General features: G+C 70.7%; 22 protein-coding genes. 13 read left to right on the forward strand and 9 right to left on the reverse strand.

All coding sequences use genetic code 11. The features are described 5' to 3' along the window. The first annotated feature begins 201 nt into the window (after positions 1-201). The 6 genes from OG798_RS21705 to OG798_RS21730 all read left to right on the forward strand — a co-directional run bounded on the left by OG798_RS21705 (position 202) and on the right by OG798_RS21730 (position 6696). Entirely contained in the window at positions 202-1236 is a 1035-nt protein-coding gene (locus tag OG798_RS21705) for a LacI family DNA-binding transcriptional regulator (protein WP_060901924.1), read from the forward strand. Next, positions 1233-2777 (forward strand): sugar ABC transporter ATP-binding protein, encoded by a 1545-nt coding sequence (locus tag OG798_RS21710; RefSeq protein WP_328757550.1) that lies wholly within the window; start codon positions 1233-1235, stop codon positions 2775-2777. The genes OG798_RS21705 and OG798_RS21710 overlap by 4 nt, the downstream gene beginning before the upstream one ends. Continuing rightward, a complete protein-coding gene (locus OG798_RS21715) occupies positions 2767-4719 on the forward strand; it encodes an ABC transporter permease/substrate-binding protein (protein ID WP_097225820.1) in 1953 nt (650 codons plus the stop codon). Before OG798_RS21710 ends, OG798_RS21715 begins: the two co-directional genes overlap by 11 nt. A 99-nt stretch (positions 4720-4818) precedes the next feature. Then, complete coding sequence (locus OG798_RS21720) at positions 4819-5718, forward strand: ribokinase (protein WP_267061858.1); 900 nt, start codon at positions 4819-4821, stop codon at positions 5716-5718. Further along, positions 5715-6104 carry a D-ribose pyranase gene (gene rbsD, locus OG798_RS21725; protein WP_095854540.1) on the forward strand — a complete coding sequence of 130 codons (390 nt, stop codon included), beginning with the start codon at positions 5715-5717 and terminating at the stop codon, positions 6102-6104. Before OG798_RS21720 ends, rbsD begins: the two co-directional genes overlap by 4 nt. Before the next feature lie 205 nt (positions 6105-6309). Next, complete coding sequence (locus tag OG798_RS21730) at positions 6310-6696, forward strand: DUF937 domain-containing protein (RefSeq protein ID WP_095858058.1); 387 nt, start codon at positions 6310-6312, stop codon at positions 6694-6696. Between the two features lie 28 nt (positions 6697-6724). On the opposite strand, the gene OG798_RS21735 is transcribed toward OG798_RS21730, so the two are convergent. The 3 genes from OG798_RS21735 to OG798_RS21745 are packed head-to-tail and all read right to left on the reverse strand — an operon-like array spanning position 6725 to position 9854. Further along, positions 6725-7555: a sugar phosphate isomerase/epimerase family protein gene (locus OG798_RS21735; RefSeq protein ID WP_267061860.1), complete on the reverse strand. Its 831-nt coding sequence runs from the start codon at positions 7553-7555 to the stop codon at positions 6725-6727. After that, the gene (locus OG798_RS21740; protein WP_121416074.1) at positions 7552-8706 is read right to left on the reverse strand and encodes a dihydrodipicolinate synthase family protein; all 1155 of its coding nucleotides are present in this window, start codon (positions 8704-8706) and stop codon (positions 7552-7554) included. Before OG798_RS21740 ends, OG798_RS21735 begins: the two co-directional genes overlap by 4 nt. Further along, positions 8703-9854, reverse strand: a complete 1152-nt coding sequence (locus tag OG798_RS21745; RefSeq protein ID WP_095854537.1) for a Gfo/Idh/MocA family protein — start codon at positions 9852-9854, stop codon at positions 8703-8705. The genes OG798_RS21740 and OG798_RS21745 overlap by 4 nt, the downstream gene beginning before the upstream one ends. A 313-nt stretch (positions 9855-10167) precedes the next feature. On the opposite strand from OG798_RS21745, the gene OG798_RS21750 reads away from it, so the two are divergent. After that, positions 10168-11217, forward strand: a complete 1050-nt coding sequence (locus tag OG798_RS21750; RefSeq protein WP_099922543.1) for a LacI family DNA-binding transcriptional regulator — start codon at positions 10168-10170, stop codon at positions 11215-11217. A gap of 333 nt (positions 11218-11550) precedes the next feature. On the opposite strand, the gene OG798_RS21755 is transcribed toward OG798_RS21750, so the two are convergent. Then, positions 11551-12978 carry an alkaline phosphatase family protein gene (locus OG798_RS21755; protein ID WP_328757551.1) on the reverse strand — a complete coding sequence of 476 codons (1428 nt, stop codon included), beginning with the start codon at positions 12976-12978 and terminating at the stop codon, positions 11551-11553. A gap of 336 nt (positions 12979-13314) precedes the next feature. Between OG798_RS21755 and OG798_RS21760 the strand changes: the two genes are divergently transcribed. Next, positions 13315-14247 (forward strand): bifunctional helix-turn-helix transcriptional regulator/GNAT family N-acetyltransferase, encoded by a 933-nt coding sequence (locus OG798_RS21760; RefSeq protein WP_328757552.1) that lies wholly within the window; start codon positions 13315-13317, stop codon positions 14245-14247. A 4-nt stretch (positions 14248-14251) separates the two neighbouring features. Here OG798_RS21760 and OG798_RS21765 read toward each other — a convergent pair whose 3' ends face one another. Both OG798_RS21765 and OG798_RS21770 read right to left on the reverse strand, forming a co-directional pair. Then, a complete protein-coding gene (locus OG798_RS21765; protein WP_328757553.1) occupies positions 14252-16420 on the reverse strand; it encodes a caspase, EACC1-associated type in 2169 nt (722 codons plus the stop codon). Between the two features lie 67 nt (positions 16421-16487). Further along, the gene (locus OG798_RS21770) at positions 16488-16880 is read right to left on the reverse strand and encodes an effector-associated constant component EACC1 (RefSeq protein WP_328757554.1); all 393 of its coding nucleotides are present in this window, start codon (positions 16878-16880) and stop codon (positions 16488-16490) included. 163 nt (positions 16881-17043) lie between these two features. Here OG798_RS21770 and OG798_RS21775 point away from each other — a divergent pair, with 163 nt between their 5' ends. Both OG798_RS21775 and hemC read left to right on the forward strand, forming a co-directional pair. Further along, positions 17044-17844: a sugar phosphate isomerase/epimerase family protein gene (locus tag OG798_RS21775; RefSeq protein WP_328760059.1), complete on the forward strand. Its 801-nt coding sequence runs from the start codon at positions 17044-17046 to the stop codon at positions 17842-17844. An 83-nt stretch (positions 17845-17927) separates the two neighbouring features. After that, entirely contained in the window at positions 17928-18863 is a 936-nt protein-coding gene (gene hemC / locus OG798_RS21780; protein ID WP_267061866.1) for a hydroxymethylbilane synthase, read from the forward strand. Positions 18864-18875: 12 nt separating this feature from the next. Here hemC and aroA read toward each other — a convergent pair whose 3' ends face one another. Then, the gene (gene aroA, locus OG798_RS21785; protein WP_097225812.1) at positions 18876-20117 is read right to left on the reverse strand and encodes a 3-phosphoshikimate 1-carboxyvinyltransferase; all 1242 of its coding nucleotides are present in this window, start codon (positions 20115-20117) and stop codon (positions 18876-18878) included. A gap of 396 nt (positions 20118-20513) precedes the next feature. Here aroA and OG798_RS21790 point away from each other — a divergent pair, with 396 nt between their 5' ends. Beyond that, positions 20514-22346 (forward strand): glycoside hydrolase family 3 protein, encoded by a 1833-nt coding sequence (locus OG798_RS21790; RefSeq protein ID WP_097225811.1) that lies wholly within the window; start codon positions 20514-20516, stop codon positions 22344-22346. A 159-nt stretch (positions 22347-22505) separates the two neighbouring features. Then, positions 22506-23138 (forward strand): hypothetical protein, encoded by a 633-nt coding sequence (locus OG798_RS21795; protein WP_095854528.1) that lies wholly within the window; start codon positions 22506-22508, stop codon positions 23136-23138. Positions 23139-23187: 49 nt separating this feature from the next. On the opposite strand, the gene OG798_RS21800 is transcribed toward OG798_RS21795, so the two are convergent. Beyond that, complete coding sequence (locus OG798_RS21800; protein WP_121416067.1) at positions 23188-24636, reverse strand: S28 family serine protease; 1449 nt, start codon at positions 24634-24636, stop codon at positions 23188-23190. 107 nt (positions 24637-24743) lie between these two features. Then, positions 24744-25070, reverse strand: coding sequence for a hypothetical protein (locus tag OG798_RS21805; protein WP_373559075.1), 327 nt, complete (start codon positions 25068-25070; stop codon positions 24744-24746). 230 nt (positions 25071-25300) lie between these two features. Here OG798_RS21805 and OG798_RS21810 point away from each other — a divergent pair, with 230 nt between their 5' ends. After that, complete coding sequence (locus OG798_RS21810) at positions 25301-25777, forward strand: hypothetical protein (protein ID WP_121416066.1); 477 nt, start codon at positions 25301-25303, stop codon at positions 25775-25777. The last annotated feature ends 2 nt before the right edge of the window (positions 25778-25779 follow it).

The following is a 25779-nucleotide window of genomic DNA, read 5'->3' on the forward strand; positions in this document are numbered from 1 at the left end:
ACCCCTGCCCCACCCCCCTGCCCCACCCCGCTCCACCCCCTCCCCCACCCCACCCCCCCTCCCCCGCCCTCACCTCACCCCGCTCATTCGAGCGCGATTCATCACGATCCGGTCTCGGCATGTGGTTGAGGTCTTGATTAATGCTCGTGTAATCGATTCCAATCCTTCGTGTAATCGATTCCACGAGGAGGTGGAGCGGCGATGGCGAGCATCAAGGACGTTGCCGCCGAGGCCGGCGTATCCGTCGCCACGGTCTCGCGCGTCCTGAACGATCATCCGTCGGTCAGCGAAGACGCACGCACCCGCGTGCTGGCCGCCGTACAAACCCTGGGCTACCGCCCGAACGCCGTCGCCCGCTCTCTGCGCACCGACCAGACCCGCACCCTCGGCCTGGTCATCAGCGACGTACTCAACCCGTACTTCACCGAGCTGGCCCGCTCCGTCGAGGAGGAGGCCCGCGCCCTCGGCTACAGCGTGATCATCGGCAACGCCGACGAACGGCCGGACCTCCAGGACCACCACGTACGGACCCTGCTGGACCGGCGGATCGACGGACTGCTCGTCTCCCCCGCCGACGGCGGCTCCCCCGGAATGCTGGACGCCGCGCGTGCGGGGACGCCGATGGTCTTCGTGGACCGCTGGATCCCGGGCGTGGACGTACCCGTCGTACGGGCCGACGGCCGGACGGCGGTCCGGGATCTCGTGGCGCATCTGCACGGGCTCGGACACCGCCGGCTCGCGATCATCGCGGGGCCCGCGGCGACCACCACCGGCAGCGAGCGCGTCGAGGCCTTCCGGGAGGCCATGGCCGAGCACGGGCTGCCCCTGCCGGACGCCTACATAGGCCAGGGCGACTTCCAGGCCGAGAGCGGACGGCGGGTCACCGAGGGCTTCCTCGACCTGCCCGAGCCGCCCGAGGTCGTCTTCGCCGCCGACAACCTGATGGCGCTCGGCGCGCTGGACGCGGTCCGCGCGCGCGGGCTGCGGGTTCCCGAGGACATCGCGCTCGCGGCGTTCGACGACATCCCGTGGTTCGTGCACACCGATCCGCCGATCACCGCGGTGGCCCAGCCGACCGGCGAGCTGGGGCGGGCCGCCGTACGCGCGCTCGTCGACCGGATCGAGGGGCGACCCCCGCAGTCGGTCACCCTCGCCGCCCGTCTCGTCGTCCGCCGCTCGTGCGGCGAACCGGCCCCCACCCCGCACTCCCCCGTAACGAACAGGAGCAAGTCGTGAGCAACCAGGAAGAGTTGCTGCGCATCGAGGGCATCCGAAAGACCTTCCCCGGCGTGGTCGCGCTCGACAGCGTCGACTTCGATCTGCGCCGCGGCGAGGTGCATGTGCTGCTCGGCGAGAACGGTGCCGGCAAGAGCACGCTCATCAAGATGCTCTCGGGCGCCTACCAGCCCGACTCCGGGCGTGTCCTCGTCGACGGCGAGGAGGTGCGCATCCACGGCGCGCAGGACTCCGAGCGCCTCGGGATCGCGACCATCTACCAGGAGTTCAACCTCGTTCCCGATCTGACGGTCGCCGAGAACATCTTCCTGGGGCGGCAGCCGCGCCGCTACGGGCTGATCGACCGGAAGACGATGGAGGCCGAGGCCGCCGAACTGCTGGAGCGGGTGGGTGTCAGCGTCTCCCCGCGCGCGCGGGTGCGTGAACTCGGTATCGCACGTCTCCAGATGGTCGAGATCGCGAAGGCGCTGAGCCTGAACGCCCGCGTGCTGATCATGGACGAGCCGACCGCGGTGCTCACCTCCGAAGAGGTCGAAAAACTCTTCTCCATCGTGCGCCGACTGCGCGAGGACGGTGTCGGCATCGTCTTCATCACGCACCACCTGGAGGAGATCGCCGCCCTGGGGGACCGGGTCACCGTCATCCGGGATGGCAAGAGTGTCGGGCAGGTCCCGGCCTCCACCACCGAGGACGAGCTCGTACGGCTCATGGTGGGGCGGTCGATCGAGCAGCAGTATCCACGCGTGCGGGCCACTGGTGACGACGGCTCCGGAGCCACCCTGCTGACCGTCGAGGGGCTGACCCGTGACGGGGTCTTCCACGACGTGAGTTTCGAGGTGCGGGCCGGTGAGGTCGTCGGGATCGCGGGGCTCGTGGGGGCCGGGCGCACGGAGGTCGTACGAGCGGTCTTCGGGGCCGATCCGTACGACAAGGGGGCCGTCAAGGTCGCCGGTTCCGCGCTGCGGCGGCACGACGTGAACGCGGCGATGGCGGCCGGGATCGGGCTCATCCCCGAGGACCGCAAGGGCCAGGGGCTGCTCCTGGACGCCTCCGTCGAGGAGAACCTCGGCCTGGTCACCATGCGGGCGGCGACCCATGGCGGGCTCGTCGACCTCAAGGGCCAGCGGGCGGCCGCCGCGCGGATCGCCGAGCAGCTCGGCGTCCGGATGGCCGGTCTCGGCCAGCAGGTGCGCACGCTCTCCGGCGGCAACCAGCAGAAGGTCGTCATCGGCAAGTGGCTGCTGGCCGACACCAAGGTACTGATCCTCGACGAGCCGACCCGTGGCATCGACGTCGGCGCCAAGGTCGAGATCTACCAGCTCGTCAACGAACTGACGGCCGCCGGCGCGGCCGTCCTGATGATCTCCAGCGATCTGCCCGAGGTGCTCGGCATGAGCGACCGGGTGCTGGTGATGGCCCAGGGCCGGATCGCGGGCGAGCTGTCCGCCGACGAGGCGACCCAGGACTCCGTGATGGCACTCGCCGTCAGCACACCGACCACCAACTCTGTTACCGCTGTGGAGGGCTCCCGTGGCCACTGACACGCTCAAGAGCACTACGGGCGCGAGTGGCGCCTCGGCGGTCCGCCGCCTTCTGCTCGACAACGGGGCGCTCACCGCGCTCATCGCCCTCGTCATCGCGATGTCGGCGCTGTCCGGCGACTTCCTGACGACGGACAACCTGCTCAACATCGGCGTCCAGGCGGCCGTGACGGCCATCCTCGCCTTCGGTGTGACCTTCGTGATCGTCTCGGCGGGCATCGACCTGTCGGTCGGCTCGGTCGCCGCGCTGTCCGCCACCGTCCTCGCCTGGATGGCGACATCGGAGGGCGTCCCGGTCTGGATAGCAGTGATCCTCGCGGTCGCGACCGGCATGGCGTGCGGCCTGGTCAACGGCGTCCTGATCTCCTACGGGAAGCTGCCGCCGTTCATCGCGACGCTCGCGATGCTGTCGGTGGGCCGCGGTCTGTCCCTGGTGATCTCGCAGGGCTCGCCGATCGCCTTCCCCGAATCGGTCTCACACCTCGGTGACACCCTCGGCGGCTGGCTGCCGGTCCCCGTCCTGGTGATGGTCGTCATGGGTCTGATCACCGCTCTGATCCTGGGCCGTACCTACATCGGCCGCTCCATGTACGCGATCGGCGGCAACGAGGAGGCCGCGCGCCTCTCGGGTCTGCGGGTGAAGAGGCAGAAGCTCGCGATCTACGCCCTGTCGGGTCTCTTCGCTGCCGCCGCGGGCATCGTGCTCGCCTCCCGGCTCTCCTCCGCGCAGCCGCAGGCCGCGCAGGGCTACGAGCTGGACGCGATCGCCGCGGTCGTCATCGGCGGCGCCTCCTTGGCGGGCGGCACCGGCAAGGCGTCCGGCACGCTGATCGGCGCCCTGATCCTCGCGGTGCTCCGCAACGGTCTGAACCTGCTCTCCGTCTCCGCCTTCTGGCAGCAGGTCGTCATCGGTGTCGTGATCGCGCTGGCGGTGCTGTTGGACACGCTGCGGCGCAAGGCCGGGGCGACTCCGGTGGCCGCCGGGACGGGTGCGCCGGGCGGCAGGGGCAAGCAGGCGGCGACGTACATCATCGCGGCCGTGGTCGCGGCGGCGATCGTCGGTGCGATGTCCTTCCTGCACAACGGCTCCTCCTCGTCGGCGACGAAGAAGGTGGGCCTGTCCCTCTCCACCCTGAACAACCCCTTCTTCGTGCAGATCAAGTCGGGTGCCCAGCAGGAGGCGAAGAAGCTCGGCGTGGACCTGACGGTCACGGACGCGCAGAACGACGCCTCCCAGCAGGCCAACCAGTTGCAGAACTTCACCAGCTCGGGCCTCGGTTCGATCATCGTCAACCCGGTGGACTCGGACGCGGCGGGCCCGGCGGTCCGCTCCGCGAACAAGGCCGGCATCCCCGTCGTCGGCGTGGACCGGGGCGTGAACAAGGCCGACACGGCCGCGCTGGTCGCCTCCGACAACATCGCGGGCGGCAAGCTCGGCGCCAAGGCGATGGCCGAGAAGCTGGGCGGCAAGGGCAAGATCGTGATCCTGCAGGGCCTGGCCGGAACGTCCGCGAGCCGTGAGCGCGGCGCGGGCTTCGCCGAGGGTCTGAAGGCCTACCCGGGCATCGAGGTCGTCGCCCGGCAGCCCGCGGACTTCGACCGCACCAAGGGCCTCGACGTGATGACGAACCTGCTTCAGGCGCACCCCGACATCCAGGGCGTCTTCGCCGAGAACGACGAGATGGCGCTCGGCGCGGTCAAGGCGCTCGGCTCCAAGGCCGGCACGTCGGTCTCGGTCATCGGCTTCGACGGCGAACCGGACGGCCTGAAGGCGGTCAAGGACGGCACGATGTACGCGTCCGTGGCCCAGCAGCCGAAGGAGCTCGGCCGGATCGCGGTGGAGAACGCGCTGAACGCCGCCGAGGGCAAGAAGGTCGAGAAGACGGTGATGGTGCCGGTGAAGGTGGTCACCAAGGAGAATGTGGCCGGCTTCGGCGGATGACCTGAGCGGGCCGCCCGGGCAGCGCGACGCGGACGACCTCCGCGCGCCGCCGGGCGGCTCGCCCTGTTGCTTCGACTCACCTTCATAGGGAGAAAGTTCATGTACGACTACGACCTGCTGGTCGTGGGTTCGGCCAACGCCGACCTGGTGATCGGCGTCGAGCGGCGGCCCGCGGCCGGCGAGACGGTGCTCGGCTCCGACCTCGTCGTCCACCCGGGCGGCAAGGGCGCCAACCAGGCGGTCGCCGCCGGCCGCCTCGGAGCCCGTACGGCGCTGCTGGCCCGGGTCGGCGACGACGCGCACGGGCGGCTGCTGCTCGACTCGCAGCGGGCGGCCGGGGTCGACACGGCGGGCGTGCTCGTCGGCGGGGCGCCGACCGGGGTCGCGCTCATCACGGTGGATCCCTCCGGGGACAACAGCATCGTGGTCTCGCCCGGTGCCAACGGCCGCCTCACGCCCGAGGACGTACGGTCCGCCGGAAACCTCCTGGCGGCCTCCCGTGTGGTCTCGGCGCAGCTGGAGATCCCGTTGGAGACGGTCGTGGAGGTCGTACGGAATCTCGCTCCCGGCAGCCGTTTCGTACTGAACCCGTCGCCGCCGCGCGCGCTGCCCGCCGAGGTGCTCGCGGCCTGCGATCCGCTGATCGTGAACGAGCACGAGGCGCGGGTGATCGTCGGCACGGATCTCGGGGACTCCCCGGAGGACTGGGCGTCCGCCCTGCTCGCCCTCGGCCCGCGCTCGGTGGTGATCACGCTGGGCGCGCGGGGCGCGCTGGTGGCCTCCGCCGAGGGCGCCGCGCGGGTGCCGTCGGTGAAGGTGGAGACGGTGGACACGACGGGCGCGGGGGACGCGTTCACGGCGGCGCTGGCGTGGCGGCTCGGGCTCGACGAGCCGCTCGCCGAGGCGGCCGCGTACGCCGCCCGCGTCGGTGCCGTGGCGGTCACCCGCGCCGGCGCGCAGGAGTCCTTCCCGACGGCGGAGGAGGTCGCGTCGCTGTGAAGAAGGCCGGAATCCTGAACCGCCATCTCTCGGGCGCGCTGGCCGAGCTGGGCCACGGGGACGGGGTGCTCGTCTGCGATGCCGGGATGCCCATCCCCGCCGGTCCGCGCGTCGTGGACCTGGCCTTCCGGGCCGGGGTGCCGTCCTTCGCCGAGGTGCTCGACGGACTGCTGGAGGAACTCGTGGTGGAGGGCGCCACGGCCGCGCACGAGGTCCGCGGGACGAACCCGGAGGCGACGGCCCTGCTGGACGCCCGTTTCCCCACCCTGTCGACGGTCCCCCACGAGGAACTGAAGTCACTGTCGGCGGGCGCGAAGCTGATCGTCCGCACGGGAGAGGCACGGCCGTACGCGAACGTGCTGCTGCGGTGCGGGGTGTTCTTCTAGCCCGGTGTGCGACAGGTTCGGCCCGGTGCCCAACATGCTTCGAGGGGCCCGGTCCGTCGACCAGGCCCCTCGGATTTCCCCTCCAACATCAGAACCCCCGCGATCCCCCCAGATCCCCCTCCAGAAGTCCTGATGCCAAGTACGACACGCGGGGTGGGGGAAGGGTTGCACGGCCTTCCGAGATTCTTTCGGGATGCTTTCCGGCATGAGTGAATCCGCTTCCTCCTTCGAGGACGACGTGCTCGGTGAACTGGGCGACGACAGGCTCCAAGAGATCGCGGGGCTGCTGGGGACCGACACGGCGGGCGCCCAGGAGGTGGTCGGAACCACGGTCTCGGCACTCGCCGGCCCCGTACAGGAGGAGGCCGCGGCGGCGCCCGAGGAGGAGGCCCCGCTCCAGGGCGTGTCCACCCTGGGCGGGTTCGCCACCGGCGGTCTGATGGCCGGGGTGCTGGCCAAGGTGAGCAAGCCGGTCGCGAACGCCGTCGCCAAGAAGACGGGCATCCCGGCGGCCACGGTCACCCGTGTCATCGAGATGCTCGTCCCGGTCGTACTGACGGTCCTCAGCAAGCGGGCGGCACGCAAGAAGTGACCAAGAGGTGACAGCGGCCGCCGACGGGCTACCCCGCGTGCTCCACGAATCGCGCCGCCGTCTCCGCCAGCACCTCGCGCCCGTCTCGCGCCCACAGCTCGTCGTTGAACAGTTCGACCTCGATGGGGCCGGAGTAGCCCGCCGCCTCGACGTACGAGCGCCACTCCCGCATGTCGATCGAACCGTCGCCGATCTGGCCACGACCGTTGAGGACGCCCTCGGGCAGCGGGGTGGTCCAGTCGGCGAGTTGGAAGGTGTGGATGCGGCCCGCCGCGCCCGCGCGGGCGATCTGGGCGGGGGCGGTGTCGTCCCACCAGATGTGGTACGTGTCGACGGTGACGCCCACCTGGTCCGCGGGGAAGCGTTCCGCGAGGTCCAGGGCCTGGGCGAGGGTGGAGACGACGCAGCGGTCGGCGGCGTACATCGGGTGGAGGGGCTCGATGGCCAGGCGTACGCCCCGCTCGGCGGCGTACGGGCCCAGCTCCCCCAGCGCGTCAACGATCCGCTCCCGCGCGCCGTGCAGGTCCTTCGAACCGGCCGGCAGCCCCCCGGAGACCAGGACCAGGGTGTCGGTGCCGAGGGTCGCGGCCTCGTCGACGGCCGCGCGGTTGTCGTCCAGGGCGCGGGCCCGCTCCCGCGGGTCGATCGCCGTGAAGAAGCCGCCACGGCAGAGCGTGGTGACCGCCAGACCGGCGTCGCGGACGAGTTTGGCGGTGGCGTCGAGGCCGTACGACTGGACGGGTTCACGCCAGAGTCCGACGCCCGGGATCCCCAGCTCGAGGCAGGACTCGACCAGTTCGGGCATCGACAGCTGCTTGACCGTCATCTGGTTGATGGAGAAACGGGCGAGGCCGGTCATGAGGTCACTCCGTACAGGGCCAGCAGAGTCTTCATCCGGGTCTCGGCGAGCTCCGGGTTCGGGAACAGGCCCAGGGTGTCCGCCAGCTCGTACGCCCGCGCGAAGTGCGGCAGCGAGCGGGCCGACTGCAGCCCGCCGACCATGGTGAAGTGTTCCTGGTGCCCGGCCAGCCACGCCAGCAGGACGACGCCCGTCTTGTAGAACCGGGTCGGGGGCTGGAAGAGGTGGCGGGAGAGCTCGACGGTGGGGTCGAGGAGTTCGCGAAAGCCCTTCGCGTCGCCCGTGTCGAGCACCCGCACCGCCTCCGCCGCGAGCGGACCCAGCGGATCGAAGATGCCGAGCAGTGCGTGGCTGAAGCCCTGCTCGTCGCCCGCGATCAGCTCGGGGTAGTTGAAGTCGTCACCCGTGTAGCAGCGGACGCCCTGCGGCAGGCGGCGGCGCAGGGCGACCTCGCGCTGGGCGTCGAGGAGGGAGACCTTGATGCCGTCGACCTTGTCCGGGTGGGCGGCGATGACCTCCAGGAACACGTCCGTGGCCGCGTCCAGGTCGCCCGATCCCCAGTAGCCCTCCAGGGCGGGGTCGAACATGGGGCCGAGCCAGTGCAGGATCACGGGCTCGGCCGCCTGGCGGAGCAGATGCCCGTAGACCTCCAGGTAGTCCTCGGGCCCCTTCGCGGTCGCCGCCAGCGCCCGGGAGGCCATGAGGATGGCCTGCGCCCCCGACTCCTCGACGAGGGCGAGCTGCTCCTCGTACGCCGTCCGCACCTCTTCCAGGGATGCCGGACCGGCGAGCTGATCGGTACCGACACCGCACGCGATACGGCCCCCGACCGCCTTCGCCTCCGCCGCGGACCGGCGGATGAGTTCGGCCGCGCCCGCCCAGTCCAGGCCCATCCCGCGCTGCGCGGTGTCCATCGCCTCGGCGACGCCGAGCCCGTGGGACCACAGATGGCGGCGGAAGGCGAGGGTGGCGTCCCAGTCGACGGCGGCGGCCGAGTCGGGCGAGACGTCCGCGAACGGGTCGGCGACGACGTGCGCGGCCGAGAAGACCGTACGGGAGGTGAAGGGCGCGCCGGTGGTGAGGGCGAGCGGGACGGCACGCGGCTCATAGGCCCTCAACGCGCCGTTCGTGTCGGGCAGCCGAAGGGTCACAGCGAGATCTCCGGTACGTCGAGACGGCGGCCCTCGGCCGAGGACTTCAGCCCCAGTTCGGCGAGCTGGACGCCGCGGGCGCCGGCGAGGAGGTCCCAGTGATAGGGCGCGTCGGCGTACACATGCCGCAGGAACAGCTCCCACTGCGCCTTGAAACCGTTGTCGAACTCGGCGTTGTCGGGGATCTCCTGCCACTGGTCGCGGAAGGAGTAGGTGGCCGGGATGTCCGGGTTCCAGACCGGCTTGGGGGTCGCCGAGCGGTGCTGGACGCGGCAGTTGCGCAGCCCGGCGACGGCCGACCCCTCCGTCCCGTCGACCTGGAACTCGACCAGCTCGTCGCGGTTGACGCGCACCGCCCAGGAGGAGTTGATCTGGGCGATGGCGCCGCCCTCCAGTTCGAAGACGCCGTACGCGGCGTCGTCGGCCGTGGCGTCGTACGGCTTGTCCTGCTCGTCCCAGCGCTGCGGGATGTGGGTGGCGGTGAGCGCCTGGACGGAGGTGACCCGGCCGAACAGCTCGTGGAGCACGTACTCCCAGTGCGGGAACATGTCGACGACGATGCCGCCGCCGTCCTCCGCGCGATAGTTCCAGGAGGGCCGCTGGGCGCTCTGCCAGTCGCCCTCGAAGACCCAGTACCCGAACTCCCCGCGGATGGACAGGATCCGCCCGAAGAAGCCCCCGTCGATGAGCCGCTTGAGTTTCAGCAGCCCCGGGAGGAAGAGCTTGTCCTGCACGACCCCGTGCTTGATGCCCTTCTCGTGGGCGAGGCGGGCCAGCTCCAGGGCGCCGTCGAGGCCGGTGGCGGTGGGCTTCTCGGTGTAGATGTGCTTGCCCGCCGCGATGGCCTTCTTGATGGCCTCCTCCCGGGCGGAGGTCACCTGGGCGTCGAAGTAGATCTCCACGGTCGGGTCGGCGAGGACCTCGTCCACGTCCGTCGACCAGTGCTCCAGGCCGTGCTGCTCGGCGAGCGCCTTCAGCGCGTGCTCGCGACGGCCGAGGAGGACCGGCTCGGGCCACAGCACCGTGCCGTCGCCGAGGTCGAGGCCGCCCTGGTCGCGCAGGGCGAGAATCGAGCGGACGAGGTGCTGGCGGTAGCCCATGCGCCCCGTCACGCCGTTCAGGGCGATTCGCACCGTCTTGCGTGTCACGTGATTCCCTTCGTACGCGGGTTCCGCGCCGCGTACGCCCCACTGGTGAACGTGACAGCAAGCGCTTTCTACACAAGAAGAAGTTAGCCTCTGTCGAGCCGATTGGACAAGACCATACGGACGACGAGATGTTCGACCGTCCGGACGGCTGGACGTAGGGGGCGTGGCACGGTCGGATGGAGCACTACGAGCAATACGCGCAATACGAGCACGACAGGTACGACGAGCACGACGGGTACGGCAGGCCAAAGAGCACAGCGAGCACGAGAAGCACGATGAGGTGCTACGAGATGCGTGACCGGAGGACGACGAGATGACCGTGACCCTGGCGGACGTGGCGGCGCGTGCGCAGGTCTCGCCCGCGACCGTGTCCCGGGTGCTGAACGGGAACTATCCCGTCGCGGCGTCCACGCGCGAGCGGGTGCTGCGCGCGGTGGACGACCTGGACTACGTACTGAACGGGCCCGCGAGTTCGCTGGCCGCCGCCACCTCCGACCTGGTCGGCATCCTGGTGAACGACATCGCCGACCCCTTCTTCGGAATCATGGCGGCCGCGATCCAGTCGGAGATCGGCGGGCCCGGTGGACGTGCGGGCGGCGAACGGCTCGGGGTCGTGTGCAACACCGGCGGCTCCCCGGAGCGTGAGCTGACCTACCTCACGCTCCTTCAGCGCCAGCGCGCCGCCGCGGTCGTCCTGACGGGCGGCGCCGTCGAGGACGCGCCGCACGCGGCGGCGGTCGCGGCGAAGCTGCGCAAGCTCGGGGACGCGGGGACCCAGGTGGTCCTGTGCGGACGGCCGCCCGCGCCCGACGCCCCCGAGGCGATCGCGCTCACCTTCGACAACCGGGGCGGCGGACAGCAGCTCACCGAGCATCTGATCGGGCTCGGCCACCGCAGGCTCGGCTACATCGCGGGCCCTGAGGAGCGGACGACGACCCGGCACCGCCTCGAGGGGCACCGCGCCGCGCTCGCCGCGCACGACATCGAGGACGATCCGCGCCGCACGGTGCACGGGCGCTACGACCGTCGCGCCGGGTACGAGGCGACCCTCGAACTCCTGCGCCGTGACCCGTCGTTGACGGCTGTCGTCGCCGCCAACGACACCGTCGCCCTCGGTGCGTGTGCCGCGCTGCGGGAGGCGGGACTGCGTATCCCCGACGACGTGTCCGTCGTCGGCTTCGACGACCTTCCCTTCAGTATCGATGCCGTCCCCGCGCTCACGACGGTGCGGTTGCCGCTGTCGGAGGCGGGGGCCCGGGCCGGGCGTATCGCGATGGGGCGTGAGGAGCCGCCGCCGGGTGGGATCGCGACGGTGCGGGGGGAGTTGATGGTGCGGGGGTCCACGGGGGTGCCGCGGGTCTGAACGTGGGGTTTTCGCCCCCGCCGCCCCTACCCGTCCCATTCCTACCTGGGGGCTCCGCCCCCAGACCCCCGGGGCGGGTTCTTCGGGTGCGGGTGAGTGGGGGCTGGGCGCGCAGTTCCCCGCGCCCCTGGTGGGGGGCGGGGCTGCGCCCCTGCCCCCCACCCCCTACTCACCCGCAGCCGGGGGCGCACGGGAGGGGGCGTGGCGGTGCGTCGCAAGCGCGTCGCTTACGTTCGGATCGAGCAGCGGGTCGCTTGCCCGGTCCACGTCTGATCCGGCGGCGACGGGCTCGACGTACCGGCACGGCCCCGACCCACCCACCGGGGCCCGCGATCACACGTGCGGGCGGTGGCCCTTCTCCTGTCGGGGGAACGACTGGTCGGCACCGGGAAGCGTCGGCTTCGGAAGGGTCGCGACCTCCTCCTTCGCCTTCTCCAGCTGCTCCGCCGTGTCGTCCGGCAGCCGCGGCGGACGCGGACGCCCCTGCGAGAAGCGGAACGCCGACGTGAAGTCACCGAACGTCGACCGCCGCCAGTCACTGACGTTGGGCTCCTCGACCCCCGTGAAGCGCTCGAGGAACTGCAGCGCCGAGGTGTGGTCGAAGGCCTCCGAGGCCACCCAACCCCCTACCGTCCATGGCGAGACGATGATCGCGGGGACTCGGAAGCCGCCTCCGATCGGCAGTCCCTGGACGAACTCGTCCGGCGTACCCGCCGGAGGCGTCGGCGGCGGTACGTGGTCGAACAGGCCGTCGTTCTCGTCGTAGTTCAGGATGAACGCGGTCTTCCGCCACACCTTCGGGTTGGAGGCGATCGCCTCGATCTTCGACGCGACGAAATCGGCGCCCGCGGCGGGCAGGTAGTCCGGGTGCTCGGACTGGAAGCTCGTCGGCATGATCCACGACACGGCCGGCAGCCGGTCGTTGCGCGCGTCGTCCTCGAACGTGCCCTCCGGCTGCGGGCGTACCCCACGCTCGTACAGGTCGGACCCCGGCGCCGCCGCGCGGAAGCTCGCGAACTGCTCCAGCATGTTGCAGCCGTAGTCGTCGTCCTGCTGGTACACCTTCCAGCTGACCCCGGCCGCCTGCAGCCGCTCCGCGTACGTCGTCCACCGGTACGGCGTCGGCGCCTTGTTCACGAGGACCGGGCCGCCCCGCGTGCCGCCGGGGTCGATCGTGCCGGTCATCCAGTACAGCCGGTTGGGCCAGGTCGGCCCGAACACCGAGCAGAAGTAGTGGTCGCAGATCGTGAAGGTCTCCGCCAGCGCGAACTGGAACGGGATGTCCTCACGCGTGTAGTAGCCCATCACGTACGGCCCGTTGATCCCGTCCGCCTTGCGGTGCGCCGGCAGCCAGCGGTCCATCTTCCCGCCGTTCCACGCGTCGTGCTGCACCGCCCACGCGTGGCTGGTGGACGGGATCGCCTGGGCGCTGGACGTGTGGGTGTCGAGGTGGAAGGGGAGCAGATAGCCCTTCGGGTTCACGGCGTCGGGCTGGTAGAACACCGACCGCCCGGTGTCGAGCTTCAGCGCGTGCGGGTCGGCGAAGCCGCGGACGCCGGACAGGGTGCCGAAGTAGTGGTCGAAGGACCGGTTCTCCTGCATCAGCATGACGACGTGCTCGATGTCGCGGAGCGAGCCGTGCTTCGGCGGCCCGGCCGCGACGGCCTTCTGGACGCTCGGCGGGAGGAGGGAGAGTGCCGCGGCGCCGCCCAGCGCGCCCGCGGCCGAACCCAGGAGTCTACGACGTGTCAACTCGGCCATTGTTGCCCCTTCTTGAGACTTCGCCAGCTCTCCGGAGTCGAACGACGGCCCGCACGGGGGCGGGCCCGCCGCTTCACTCTCCTAGGGGCGACCGAGGGTTGGCAGAGGCGTGCGATGAACTCGTGGCCAACGTGCGGAAAGGGGTTGGTCAAGTCATGAGCGGGGTTGCCGGGGAGTTACCCGACCGTTGCCCCCGCTTGGCCGAGGCCGTAGGCTCGACACATACCTCTGACTGAGTCAACTATCAGGTCCGAGCAACCACTATCAGGTCCGAGCAGCCAAGGCCGCTGAGCCGGACCCGAACAACCAGCGCCGACCATCCGGGGTTGAGTGATCATGACCGTCCAGGACATCCGCTCCTTCAACCGCTTCTACACGAACGTCATCGGGGCCCTCGACTACGGCCGCCACCTCTACGCCCCCTACACCCTCACCGAGTCCCGTGTGCTGTACGAGCTCGCCCACTCCCCCCGCACCGACGCAGCCGACCTCCGCGGCGAACTGTCCCTGGACGCCGGTTACCTGAGCCGCATCCTGAACAAGTTCGAGCAGGACGGCCTGATCGAGCGGACGCCCTCGGCGCGGGATCCGCGGCGGCGCCGCATCACGCTCACGGCACAGGGCAGGCAGACAGCGGCCCTGCTGGACGAGCGCTCACGGGAATCGGTGGGGGCGCTGCTGGCGACCGTGCCGGCCGACGACCGCCCCCGGCTCGCCGAGGCGATGCTGACCGTGCGCACGCTGCTCTCCTCCGGGCGCCCACCCCGCCGCGAGGACGTCGTCCTGCGCGACCCCGGGCCCGGCGACCTCGGCTGGATCGTGCAGCGCAACGCCGCGCTGTACGCCGCCGAGTACGGCTGGAACGCCGACTACGAGGGCCTGGTCGCCCGGATCGTGGCGGACTTCGCCGAGGACCACGATCCGCACCTGGAGCGGGTGTGGATCGCCGAACTGGACGGCCGACCGGTGGGCTGCGTGATGTGCGTACGCGACGACGCGCCCGGGACCGCCCGCCTGCGCCTCCTCCTCGTCGAGCCCGACGCGCGCAGGCTGCGCATCGGCGACCGGCTGGTCGAGGCCGTCGTCGACTTCGCGCGGGACGGTGGCTACCGGGACCTGGTCCTGTGGACCAACGACGTGCTCTCCGCCGCCCGTCGCATCTACCAGCGCCACGGTTTCGTCCTCGTCGCCGAGAAACCGCACCGCTCGTTCGGAGCGGACCTGTTGGGCCAGGACTGGCGGTTGGATCTGCACGGCGCTCACGAGTGACCGGTCACGCTTGCACCGCCTTCCAGGCGCCGCCGCTGAGCCGGTAGACGGTCACCGTCTGGGACACGGCGTCGCCGTTGGCGTCGAATCGGACCTTTCCCATCACTCCGTCGAAGTCGACGTTCTGGACCGCCGCCCGCAGGCTCTCGCGTTTCGCCGATGGCACGGTGTCGGAGGGGTCGACATGGAGGGATTTGAAGGCCTGGATCAGTGCCGAGGTCGCGTCGTAGGAATATCCGCCGTACGAGCTGTACGAAGAGTTGTAGCCCGCCGCCTTGTAGTCCTTGATGAAGGTCTCGGCCGAGGGGAGTGAGTCGGGAACGGCGCCGCCCATGGTGCAGATGTCTCCGTCGGCGCCGTCGCCGGCCACGGTCGCGTAGGTGTCCGAGAAGATGCCGTCCCCTCCCGCGAGCAGGACGCCGGAACTCGCGGCGTGGAGCTGCTTGCTCAGCGGACCCGCCGCGTCGTACAAACCTCCGTAGTACACGACGTCCGCGCCCGCGTTCACGGCCTGTGAGACCTGCGTCGAGAAGTCGCGCCGGCCGGCGTCCACGTGGCTCTCCCCCACGATGGCTCCACCCTCCTCACCGAACGCCTTTTTGAACGACTGGACCAGTGAGGCGCCGTAGGTCTGCTTGTCGTCGATGACGAACGCCTTGCGGCGCTTGGACTTCACGTACAGGTACCTGGCGGCGGCGGGCGCCTGCGCCGTGTCATTGGCCACCGTACGGAAGTAGGTGTTGTACGGCCTGGCGAACGTGCCCTGCTGCCAGCCGTCCCCCAAGGTGAGTGCCGGATCGGAGTTCGACGGCGAGATCTGGGTCAGGTGGGCGTCGTGGAACGTCTTCTGCATCGCTTGGGCCACGCTGGTGTTCAGGGGTCCCACCACTCCCACGACGCTGCGGTCGGCGACGAGCTCGGTGGCGTTCCGACGTCCCGAGGCAGGGTCGCCCTTGTCGTCCAGAGCCCTGACCTTGAAGGTGACGCCGGGGGCGACGTTGTCGGCGTTGGCCTTCTTGACCGCCAGATCGGCCGAGTCCCTGATGCCCCGGCCGAGACTGGCGAAGTCGCCACTCAGGGGAGCGCTCACGCCGATCGTGACCGTCAGGTTGCCCTTGGCCTTCGCGTCGGCGTCGGCGTCGGATCCGTCTCCGCCGATGAGGTTCAACGCCGCCGGGAGCGAGCCCAGTGCCGCGACGACCAGGGCGGATGCCATGACGACGGTCCGCCGGCGCCGACGGCCCGGTAACCGAACCCGCGGCCCCCGGGCCGACGAGTCCTCGTCCGACGGCTCCTCGTCCGACGGCTTCTCGGCCGGCGGCTTCTCGGCCGGCGGCTCCTCCGCCGAAGGCGAATCGACAGGCGGGGGATCGACCGACGCTTCCTCGGTCGCCGACGTCACCGCATCCTCCGGCCCCGGCCCCGGCACGGGCGGCCGATGGCGGTTGCGGGCGACGGCGATCGCCCCCGCCGTGTTGCCGTTGCGCTGCTGCGGTGTCGGGCGCCCCTTCGCGACGAGGGCGTCGTACAGGTGGCGGTACAGCGTCGTCATGGTCAGCAGCGGCGGCGCTTCCGGAACCCCCTTTTCGAGGGCACCGATCAGCTCGCCGGTGAACGCCGTGTACGTCTCCCCCGGCGGTGCGAGCGCCGTCCGGGTCTCCGAGGTCGCGGTCAGCACGAACGTGCCGCCGATGTCCGACAGCCCGCCGAGTCCCGTGGCCGACATCGCGCCGTGCAGGGCGAGGCCGCTCCAGCAGCAGTCGAGGATCACGACCTTGCGGCGGGCCCGGACCTGGGGGCCCAGGAGCAGTTCACGGATGTCCTGATAGCGCAGGGCGGTGTAGAGGCGGCGTGGGTCGGTGCGGGGCAGCGCGAGATACAGCTCGTTCGACAGGTCGTGCACGAAGCCGTGCCCCGCGTAGTAGACGAGCAGGGTGTCCTCGGCCTCGTCGGCCAGGCGACCGGCCTCGCCGAGCGCCTGGTCCCGGTCGGGTTCCGCGAGCACGGACAGGTGACCGGCGTCCAGGCCCCACACGCTCCGGTCACGCAACAGTTCGGCGAGCCGGTCGAGGTTGCGCGCGACCGCGGGCAGCGGTTCGAGATCCGGGTCGGTGAAGGAGTGGGCACCGATCAGCAGGGCCCGACTGCGGGCCGGATTCGAGAGTTCGGTCATGTCTCAGTCGTGATCCCGGTCGTGATCCCGGTCGTGGTTTCGGTCGTGGTTTCGGTCGTGGTTTCGGTCATGTCCGGGGTCGGTCGAGCAGACCATGGTCCGGTACGTCGTCACCGGCCCCGGAGTCCGGCCCGGACAGCTGTCGCACCAACTGCTCGATGTGCCGCGGGTCGGCTCCGCTCACGATCACGGTGACACCGCGGTGCTCCACCCGTACCTCGGGCCCGTTCCCACGCGACTGACGCCAGTTGGCGACGGCGAGGAGCAGTCCGCCGAGGCCCACGGCGTTGCTGAGCACCACGTTGATCAGTTCCAGGCCGTCGCCCATCTTGCCCGGTCGTTCCTGACGGTCCCGCAGGGAAAGGCTCGCCCCCGCCGTGTCCGGATCCCGCATCAGCCAGCGCCGCAATGCGCGAAGCTGTCTTCCGTCGTCTTCGAGCACTTCGATATCAAGTCGCATGCTGCCCCCCCGTACGCCAGCGATTTCGGCATCTTAGCGACACAAGGGGCACGTCGTAGTGTTTGTGAAAAGGACCTCCTGAACCACCCACCACCGATTTTCCTTTCGACTCTCCTTTTGACCGACAACGGTCGACATCGGTACGCGAGTAGGGTCCATGCACATGAAGCTGGCCTTCTCCACGCTCGGCGTACCCGGGCTCCCCATCCCCGACGTCGTACGACTCGCCGCCGCGCACGGCTACCACGGGGTGGAGCTGCGCGCGCATCCCGAGGAGCCGGTGCACCCCGGGATCGGGGCGGCCGAGCGGGCCGAGGTGGTCGCCGCGTTCAAGACGGGCGGCATCGAGATCCTGGGCGTCGCGGGCTACCCGCGGGTGGCGGCGCCGGGCGACGACGACACCGTCGTCGCCGAGATCAAGGAGCTCCTCGACCTCGCCCACGACCTCGGCGCCCCGTTCGTACGCGTCTTCCCCGGCGCGAGTTCCGAGCAGAGCGTCGAGGAGGCGGACGCGACGGCGGCTCGGCGGCTCGGCACGGCCGCGGAGTACGCCGCCGACCTGGGCGTACGGATCCTGCTGGAGACCCATGACTCGCACCGCACCGGCGCGGACGCGATCAGGATCCTGGGCCTGGTCGGCCACCACCACGTGGGCTCGCTGTGGGACGTCATGCACACCTGGCTCGGCGGCGAGGAGCCGGCGGAGACGTACGCGGCCCTGTGCACCTACCTCGGCTACCTCCAGGTCAAGGACATCGCCTCCGCCGAGGACACCACCCCGCTCCCCCTCGGCGCGGGCGTCCTGCCGCTCGCCGACTGTGTGGAACTCCTCTCCCGGGAGGGCTGGGACGGCTGGCTGTGCTGGGAGTACGAGAAGCGGTGGTACGAGGAGGCCGCGCCGCTTCCTGAGCTGCTGGGACCGGGTCAGGAGCACCTCGGACGCCTGCTGAACGACTCCGCCTAGGGCCGGTTCCGGCGACACGCGCACCCGCCCGGGCGGGCGTCCAACGGCTCGCCGCCGCTTGCCGACGGGCTATCGTGGAGCGCATGTCGGCACCGGAACTGATCCGTATCGTCTCCCGCGACTCACCCATGGCCCTGGCCCAAGTGGAGCGCGTCCGTGCCGAGTTGGGCGCGCTCCATCCGCACATCCGTACCGAGGTCGTGCCCGTGAAGACGACCGGTGACAAGTGGATGGGCGACCTGGCCAAGGTCGAGGGGAAGGGCGCGTTCACCAAGGAGGTCGACGCGGCGCTGCTGGCCGGTGAGGCCGATCTCGCGGTGCACTGCGTGAAGGACATCCCCGCGGACCGTCCCCTCCCGGCGGGGACGATGTTCGCCGCGTTCCTGGCACGGGACGACATCCGGGACGCTCTCGTGCACCCGGACGGGCTCACCCTGGACGAGCTGCCGCAGGGGACGCGGATCGGCACCTCGTCGGTACGGCGGAGCGCTCAGCTGGCCGCCTCGCACCCGCACGTGGAATGCGTGCCGTTCCGGGGGAACGCCAACCGGCGGCTGGAGAAGCTGGCGGCGGGCGAGGCGGACGCGCTGCTGCTGGCGGTGTCGGGGCTGGAGCGGATCGGCCGGGCGGACGTGATCACGGAGATCCTGTCGCCCGAGACGATGATGCCGCCGATCGGGGCGGGCATCCTGGCCCTCCAGTGCCGTGAGGGCGACACCGACGTGATCGAGACGATCAGCGACCTCGGCGACCCGAACACGCACCGCGAGGCCACGGCGGAGCGGATGTTCCTGCACGTCCTCCAGGGCCACTGCAACTCCCCGATCGCCGGTTTCGCGAAGGCCCACCGCAGTGGCGAGCTGTCCCTGCGTGCCTGCGTGTTCACCCCGGACGGCAAGACCGTACTGAACGCCCACGAGTGGGCGGGCCGCCTCGACGCCGCGACGCTCGGCACGTCGGTCGCCGTCGCCCTGCTGCGCCAGGGCGCCCGCGAACTGATCGACGGCATCCCCCACTGATCACCCCGCTGATCACCCCAGCGGGCCAGCCCAGGCGGCGAAGGTCTCGTGGAAGGCGGGGAACGTCTTCCGTACGCAGCCGGGGTCGTCGAACGAGACGCCGCCCGGCGCGCGGAGTCCGGCCACCGCGAAGGACATGACGATGCGGTGGTCACCGTACGTCTTGATGTCCGCGCCCGGCACGAGCTGCGGACCGGGGTGGATCTCGATCCAGTCGGCCCCGGTCTCCACCCGCACGCCCAGCCGCCGGAGGTTCTCCGCGCAGGCGTCCAGGCGGTCGCACTCCTTCACGCGTGTGTTGGCGACATCCTCGATGCGGACCGGGCCCGAGGCGAAGGGCGCGATCGCGGCCAGCGTCGGCATGGTGTCGGAGATGTCCCGCATGTTGACCGTGAGGCCGCGCAGTTCGCCGGTGCCCGCGACCGTCGTCCCGCCGGAGCCGACTTCCACCCGCGCCCCCATCCGCCGCAGTACGTCGACGAAGCCCAGGTCGCCCTGGAGCGCGCCGGTACCCAGGCCGGGGACCGTCACCTCGCGGCCGGTCAGGGCGGCCGCGGCGAAGAAGTAGCTCGCGGTGGAGGCGTCGGGCTCGATGGCGTAGGTGGTGGCGCGGTAGCCGCCGGGCGAGACCACGAACACCTCGCCCTCCCGGCGCACGGACGCGCCGAACGTCCGCATCATCGCGAGCGTGATCTCCACGTACGGCGCCGAGACCAGGTCCGTGACGGTGATGCGCAGGCCCTTGCGGGTCAGCGGGCCGAGCAGCAGGAGGGCGGTCAGGTACTGGGAAGACTGGCCCGCGTCGAGCGTCACGTCACCGCCCTCCACGCCGGCCGCCGCGATCCGCAGCGGATGGTGGCCCTCCGCCTCGTCGTGCCGCAGGTCGACGCCGAGGTCGCGCAGGGCGCGGGTGAGCGGGAGCAGCGGGCGGCGGCGCATCTGCGGGGAGGCGTCGAAGCGGTAGGTGCCGTGTCCGGCGGCGGCGAGGGTCGGCAGGAAGCGGGCGGTGGTCGCGCCGTCGCGGCAGTACACGTCGGCGTCGGTGGCCGCCGGGCCCTGGGGGCGGCCGTCGATCTGCCAGGCGTGCGGGGTGCGGCCGACGCGGTAGCCGAGCCGGGTCAGGCCCTCCGTGAAACCTTCCGTGTCGTCCGACCGGAGCGGCCGTACGAGGGTCGTGACCCCGTCGGCCGCCGCCGCGAGGAAGAGCGCACGCGCGGTGATGGACTTGGAACCGGGGATGTCGACGACGGCCATGTCCTCATGCTGGCTCCCCGAACCGCTCAGGCGCGGGAACGTCCGCCAAATGGACCTGTCTGCGCGAGCCCGGTGTCGAACCGTCCCACCCATTCGCCCCACCGGCACCAATTCCCCGAACCGGCGGAAACCGGGGAACCCCGACCCGCACCGGTTCGTCCAATCCGCATACTGCCGGATGAGTCTCCGCAGAGCGGTGTCGGCCTCGCTGCTGGCTGCGAACGCTGACCACCCTCTCCGCCGCCTGCGGCCGGCAGCACGCCGTCACCGGCGCGCCCCCCTCCAACTGCGCCGGTGACGGCCCCTCACCGGGATACTGTGCACACCCTTGACTGGAAGAAACTTCCCGGATATTCGTGGCCCCTCGGAAGTTTCCTTCACGAGGGAGGAGCGCACGTGCGGCCATCGAGGTCTTCCAGGCCAACCAGACGTACCGTTCTCGCCGCCACCGCCGGGTCCACCGCGGCCCTGGCCCTGAGCACCACCCCCGTCCGGGCGGCCGAGGACGCCGCGGACCGCCCTGACGAATCGTCACTCCGAGCGGTCGTCTCCCGTATGACGCTGGAGGAGAAGGTCGGCCAGCTCTTCGTGATGCGGGTGTACGGGCACTCGGCCACCGCGCCCGACCAGGCCGACATCGACACCAACCTCGAGGAGCTCGGCGTCAGGACGGCCGCCGAGCTGATCGCCAGGTACCGCGTCGGCGGGATCATCTACTTCACCTGGGCGCACAACACCCGTGACCCGCACCAGATCGCCGCCCTCTCGAACGGCATCCAGAAGGTCTCCCTCGACCAGCCGCGCGGGCTGCCCGTCCTCATCTCCACCGACCAGGAGTACGGAGCGGTGGCCCGGGTGGGCAAGCCCGCGACGCTGTTCCCGGGCGCGATGGCGCTGGGCGCGGGCGGCTCGCGGGAGGACGCCCGTACGGTGGGGCGCCTCGGCGGCGCCGAACTGCGCGCCCTCGGCATCCGACAGGACTACTCGCCGGTCGCCGACGTGAACGTCAACCCGGCCAACCCGGTCATCGGCGTACGTTCCTTCGGCGCCGATCCGGACGCCGTGGCCGGGCTGGTGACGGCCGAGGTGAAGGGCTATCAGAGCGCCGGCGTCGCGGCCACGGCGAAGCACTTCCCGGGGCACGGGGACACCGCCGTCGACAGCCACTTCGGCTTCCCCGTCATCACGCACAGCCGCGAACTGTGGTCGTCCCTCGACGCCGTGCCCTTCCGCGCCGCCGTCCGCGCCGGCATCGACTCGGTCATGACCGCCCACATCATGGTCCCGGCCCTCGACCCGTCCGGGGACCCCGCGACGCTCTCCCACCCGATCCTCACCGGCATCCTGCGCGAGGAACTCGGCTACGACGGGCTCGTGGTGACCGACTCGCTCGGCATGGAGGGCGTCCGGACGAAGTACGGCGACGACCGCGTCCCCGTACTGGCGCTCAAGGCCGGTGTCGACCAGCTCCTCAACCCGCCGTCCATCCACGTGGCCTGGAACGCGGTCCTGAACGCCGTGCACGGCGGCGAGCTCACCGAGGCCCGCCTCGACGAGTCCGTCCTGCGCGTCCTGCGCCTCAAGGCCAAACTGGGCCTGCTGGAGAACCCGTACGTCAGCGACTCCGGCGTCGACCACACCGTCGGCACCGCCGCGCACCGCAGGGCGGCCGACCGTATCGCCGAGCGCACGACGACACTGCTGGTCAACAAGGAGCGCCTGCTCCCGCTCTCACGCCGGAGCACCCCGCGCGTCCTCGTCGTCGGCGCCGATCCCGCCTCGCCGTCCGGTACCGACGGACCGCCCACGACCGTCCTCGCGGCCGCCCTCACCGAGCTCGGTTTCACGGCGACGGCACTGTCCACCGGAACGGCGCCCTCCGCGGCGACCATCGACAACGCGGTGGCGGCGGCCGGGGGTGTGGACGCGGTCGTCGTCGGCACGTACAACGTGACGGCGACCGGGTCGCAGAAGACCCTCGTCGAGCGACTCGTCGCCACCGGCGTCCCGGTGGTCGCGATCGCGATCCGCAACCCGTACGACGTGGCTCAACTCCCCGACGTGCACGCCTACTTGGCGACCTACTCCTGGACGGACGTCGAGCTGCGCGCCGCCGCCCGAGTGATCGCGGGCAGCGCGAGGCCCCGCGGGAAGCTGCCGGTGGAGGTGCAGCGGGCGGACGACCCGACGAAGGCGCTGTATCCGATCGGGTACGGATTGACGTACTAGGTCCGGTATGGGCCGACGTATCGCCCCGGGTGGGGATTGGCGTACAGGCCCTACGCCGCACACCCGGCGCACCACCCCCAAAGGGCGCAAAGCACCCCGGATGTCTGGCGTGTGCCCGTCGCGACGGGTCACGCTGGGCGGGGGTATCGGGGGGAAGCCATGCGAGCCAGCTCGTCGGGTCGGCGTTGCGTCGGGGGGGTGTGCGCGCTGCTGCTGGTCCTCGCCGCGCTCGCGGGGTGCGACCGCTGGTCGGACTCGGGGAGCGCCGAGCCCGGCGCGGGGACGACGTCGACGCAGCCCTCGGGCTACGGGGCGGTGTTCCTCGCGGTCGACGAGTGCAGTTCCTTCGGGACGACCAGCTTCACCGAGGTGGCCTGCAGCAGCGAACGGGCCGCCGCGCGGGTGATCGCCCGTTACGACGGCAAGGTGGCCGACGGGCCGCTGTGCCCCGCGACCACGGACTTCGTGCTGCACATCAGCGAGACCCGGCCCGCCTCCGACGAGAACGGCGACGGGGTCGTGCCCCAGGGTTACGCCTGCATGCGCAAGCTGGAGGCCCCGCACCCCGGCGATCCGGGCGGAGGCGGCGGGCCCCGCACCATCGTCGGCGACTGCGTCTACAGCTCCGGTGACGGGCAGGTGCGGGAGACCGCGTGCGACGGCAAGGGCAAGAAGCCCCCGGACTACAAGGTGACGTCGGCGGTCGTCGACCGCGCCAAGTGCCCGACGTCCACGGCCCTCTACGTCCAGCTGGGCGGCAGCAGACCGGTGGGCTGCGCCCGCCCCGTGTAGCCGAGGGGCGGACGCAGCCGGTGAACCGGGTCGCGGCCGGTGAACCGGGTTACGGTCGCAGCGCGGGCTCGCGCTCGATGTCGCGCTGGTCCAGCTTCGCGTCGAACTTCGCGAGGGGCCTGGCCGCCGACGGGTTCTCCTGGACCGTCGCCGAGGCGACACCCGCCCACTCCAGGATGCGGGCCGTCGCGAGGGCCTTCTCGTCGGGGACGAGGCCTGCGACGTTGGCACCGTGGTTCAGGCCGGGAGCGGTGAAGACGTACGAGTCACGCGCGCCCTTGCCGAGCCGGAAGCGCTCCGCGCCCCAGGGGTCGTTCTGGCCGTAGACGAAGAGCATGTGGTCGGCGTGGTGGCGGACCCAGGAGTCCACGTCCGCCATGGCCCAAGGCTGGAACCTCATCGGGATCGAGCGCGGCACGAAGTTCCGCGGCGGCTGGTAGCCGTAGCGGATGTACTTCTTCTCGATGGCCGGGAAGTGGATCGTGGGCGCGCCGAGCTGCGTACCCGCCTGGTAGTAGTACGGCGTGTACGTGTTCAGGCCCTGGTCGGTGTAGGCCGAGAAGCCGGAGATGGTGTCGACGGAGTCCCAGATCGCGTCATCGGTGGCGTGGGCGGCGTCGGCCGGGATCGAGGCGCAGTCCGAGAGCAGGCTGTACTGCCAGAAGCCCCACACGTAGTCGAGCACGACCGCCTCGTACGCCTTGTCGAGGCTTCCGATGGTGGTGAAGGTGTAGCCGTTGTCGGCGGCGTACGCCTCGTACTTCTTCTCCAGCGGTGCGCGCCGCACCAGCGCCTCGCGCTGCACGGCGTTCAGCTTGTCGCGGCACTCCTTGGTGCCGACGTTCCTGAAGAAGCGGTCGTAGGCCGAGTCCTCGTCGTTCACCACGTCGTTGGGGGCGACGTAGGCGACGACGCCATCCATGTCACGCGGGTAGAAGCGCTCGTAGTACGTGGCGGTCATGCCGCCCTTCGAGCCGCCCGTGGAGAGCCACTTCTGGCGGTAGATCGGCTTGAGGGCCTCGAAGATGCGGTGCTGGTCGCTGGCCGCCTGCCAGATGTCGAGCTTCGACCAGTCGGCCGGATCGGGCCGGGACGGGGTGAAGAAGCGGTACTCCATCGAGACCTGGTTGCCGTCCACGATCTGGGTGGGCTCACGGCGGCCCGGGTTCGTGGAGACGTTGTAGCCGCCGGTGTAGAAGACCGTCGGGCGGGAGACGTCCTTGTGCAACACGGTGATCCGCTGCTGGAACGTGCCCTTGGACGGGTGCCGGTGGTCGATCGGCTGGGTGTAGTTCAGAACGAAGAAGCGGTAGCCGGTGTACGGCTTCTCCTCGATCAGGCTCATGCCCGGTATCGCGAGCAGCCTGTCCTTGATGTCGGTGTCCGTGCTTGTGGTGCCTGGTGCCGTCTCCGGCTGGGCGGCGGTGGCCGCCCCGGCCGTGCTCAACGTGCCTATGAGCACCGTGAGCGCCAGCAGCCATCTGAGCGCCTTGCGCATGCACACTCCCCTGTGAAACGGATGTGCGCTGGAAGCTATCGGAGCAACTCACAGGCGCACCAGGGGAGATGGGGAAAACCCTATGGGAAGGCGGTGCTTCGGCCGGTTCAGCAGAGGATCCAGCTCGAGCTCACCGAACCCGAGCCGACCGAGCCCTTGACGCGGATGCAGCGGTGGCCCGCGTGGACGGTCACCGGGCCCGCGTGGTGCGAGAAGCTGCCCCGGTCGACCACGGGTCGGCTGCCGCGCGCCTGCACGCTGACGGACATCGTCCGTTTGCGGGACTGCTGATTCTTCGGGACGGTCATCGCGCAGACATAGCCGTCGCGCTTGTAGATCTGGACGGAGCCGGTCGAGAAGCTGAGCGTTCTGACCTTGCGCCCCGAGCAGTACGAGTCGGCCGCCTGCGCGCTGCCCGGACTCATCAACGCCATCAGCCCTGCCGCGGTCAACACCGCAAGGCCCAGCGCCAAGCGCCGGCGTATCGCACCACCACGGTCCACTGTCGTCCTCCCCCGGCCATTCAGCGTACTGGTGTACGGACGCAGGACGTACATCGGATGGTTGCCTTCACCCGAGCGAGGTTTTCTTCCGTGTTTGGGGCAACCACACCCCTTTGTTCGGTGTCCAACTGGTCGGAAAACCGAACGAAAGGTACTCATCCATGTCCCGCACGTCACGTTCCCGTACGGCCGTCGGCGCGCTCGTCGCCGCGGCGCTCCTCGCCACGGCGGGTGCCTCCATGCCCGCGTTCGCCGGCTCCAGCGCTCCCCCACCCGCCCGCAGCGGCGCCAACGGTCCCGCCTACGACCGGGTGGCCGACTTCTACGGCGCCTACATCGACGCGGTCACCGACGAGGGAAGCGGTCACCTCGGATCCCAGCTGCGCACCTTCTACCTGACCAAGGACTTCCGCACCCGCCTGGCGAAGTGGGAGAGCCGCGAGCACGCCGACGGAGTGCTGCGCGCGCAGGACGTGCCGCGGGCGTGGAAGGTGACGGCGGGAGACAGCGGCGCGGGCCACACCTGGTCGACGGTGCGCCTCACCTGGGGCTCCGCCCAGCACCCCACGTACACCTATCTGACCGTGCAGTCGGACCTGGCCACGAAGAAGATCTCCGACATCAAGGCGAAGAGCTGAAA

The organism is Streptomyces sp. NBC_00271, from assembly GCF_036178845.1.
Lineage (GTDB): Bacteria > Actinomycetota > Actinomycetes > Streptomycetales > Streptomycetaceae > Streptomyces.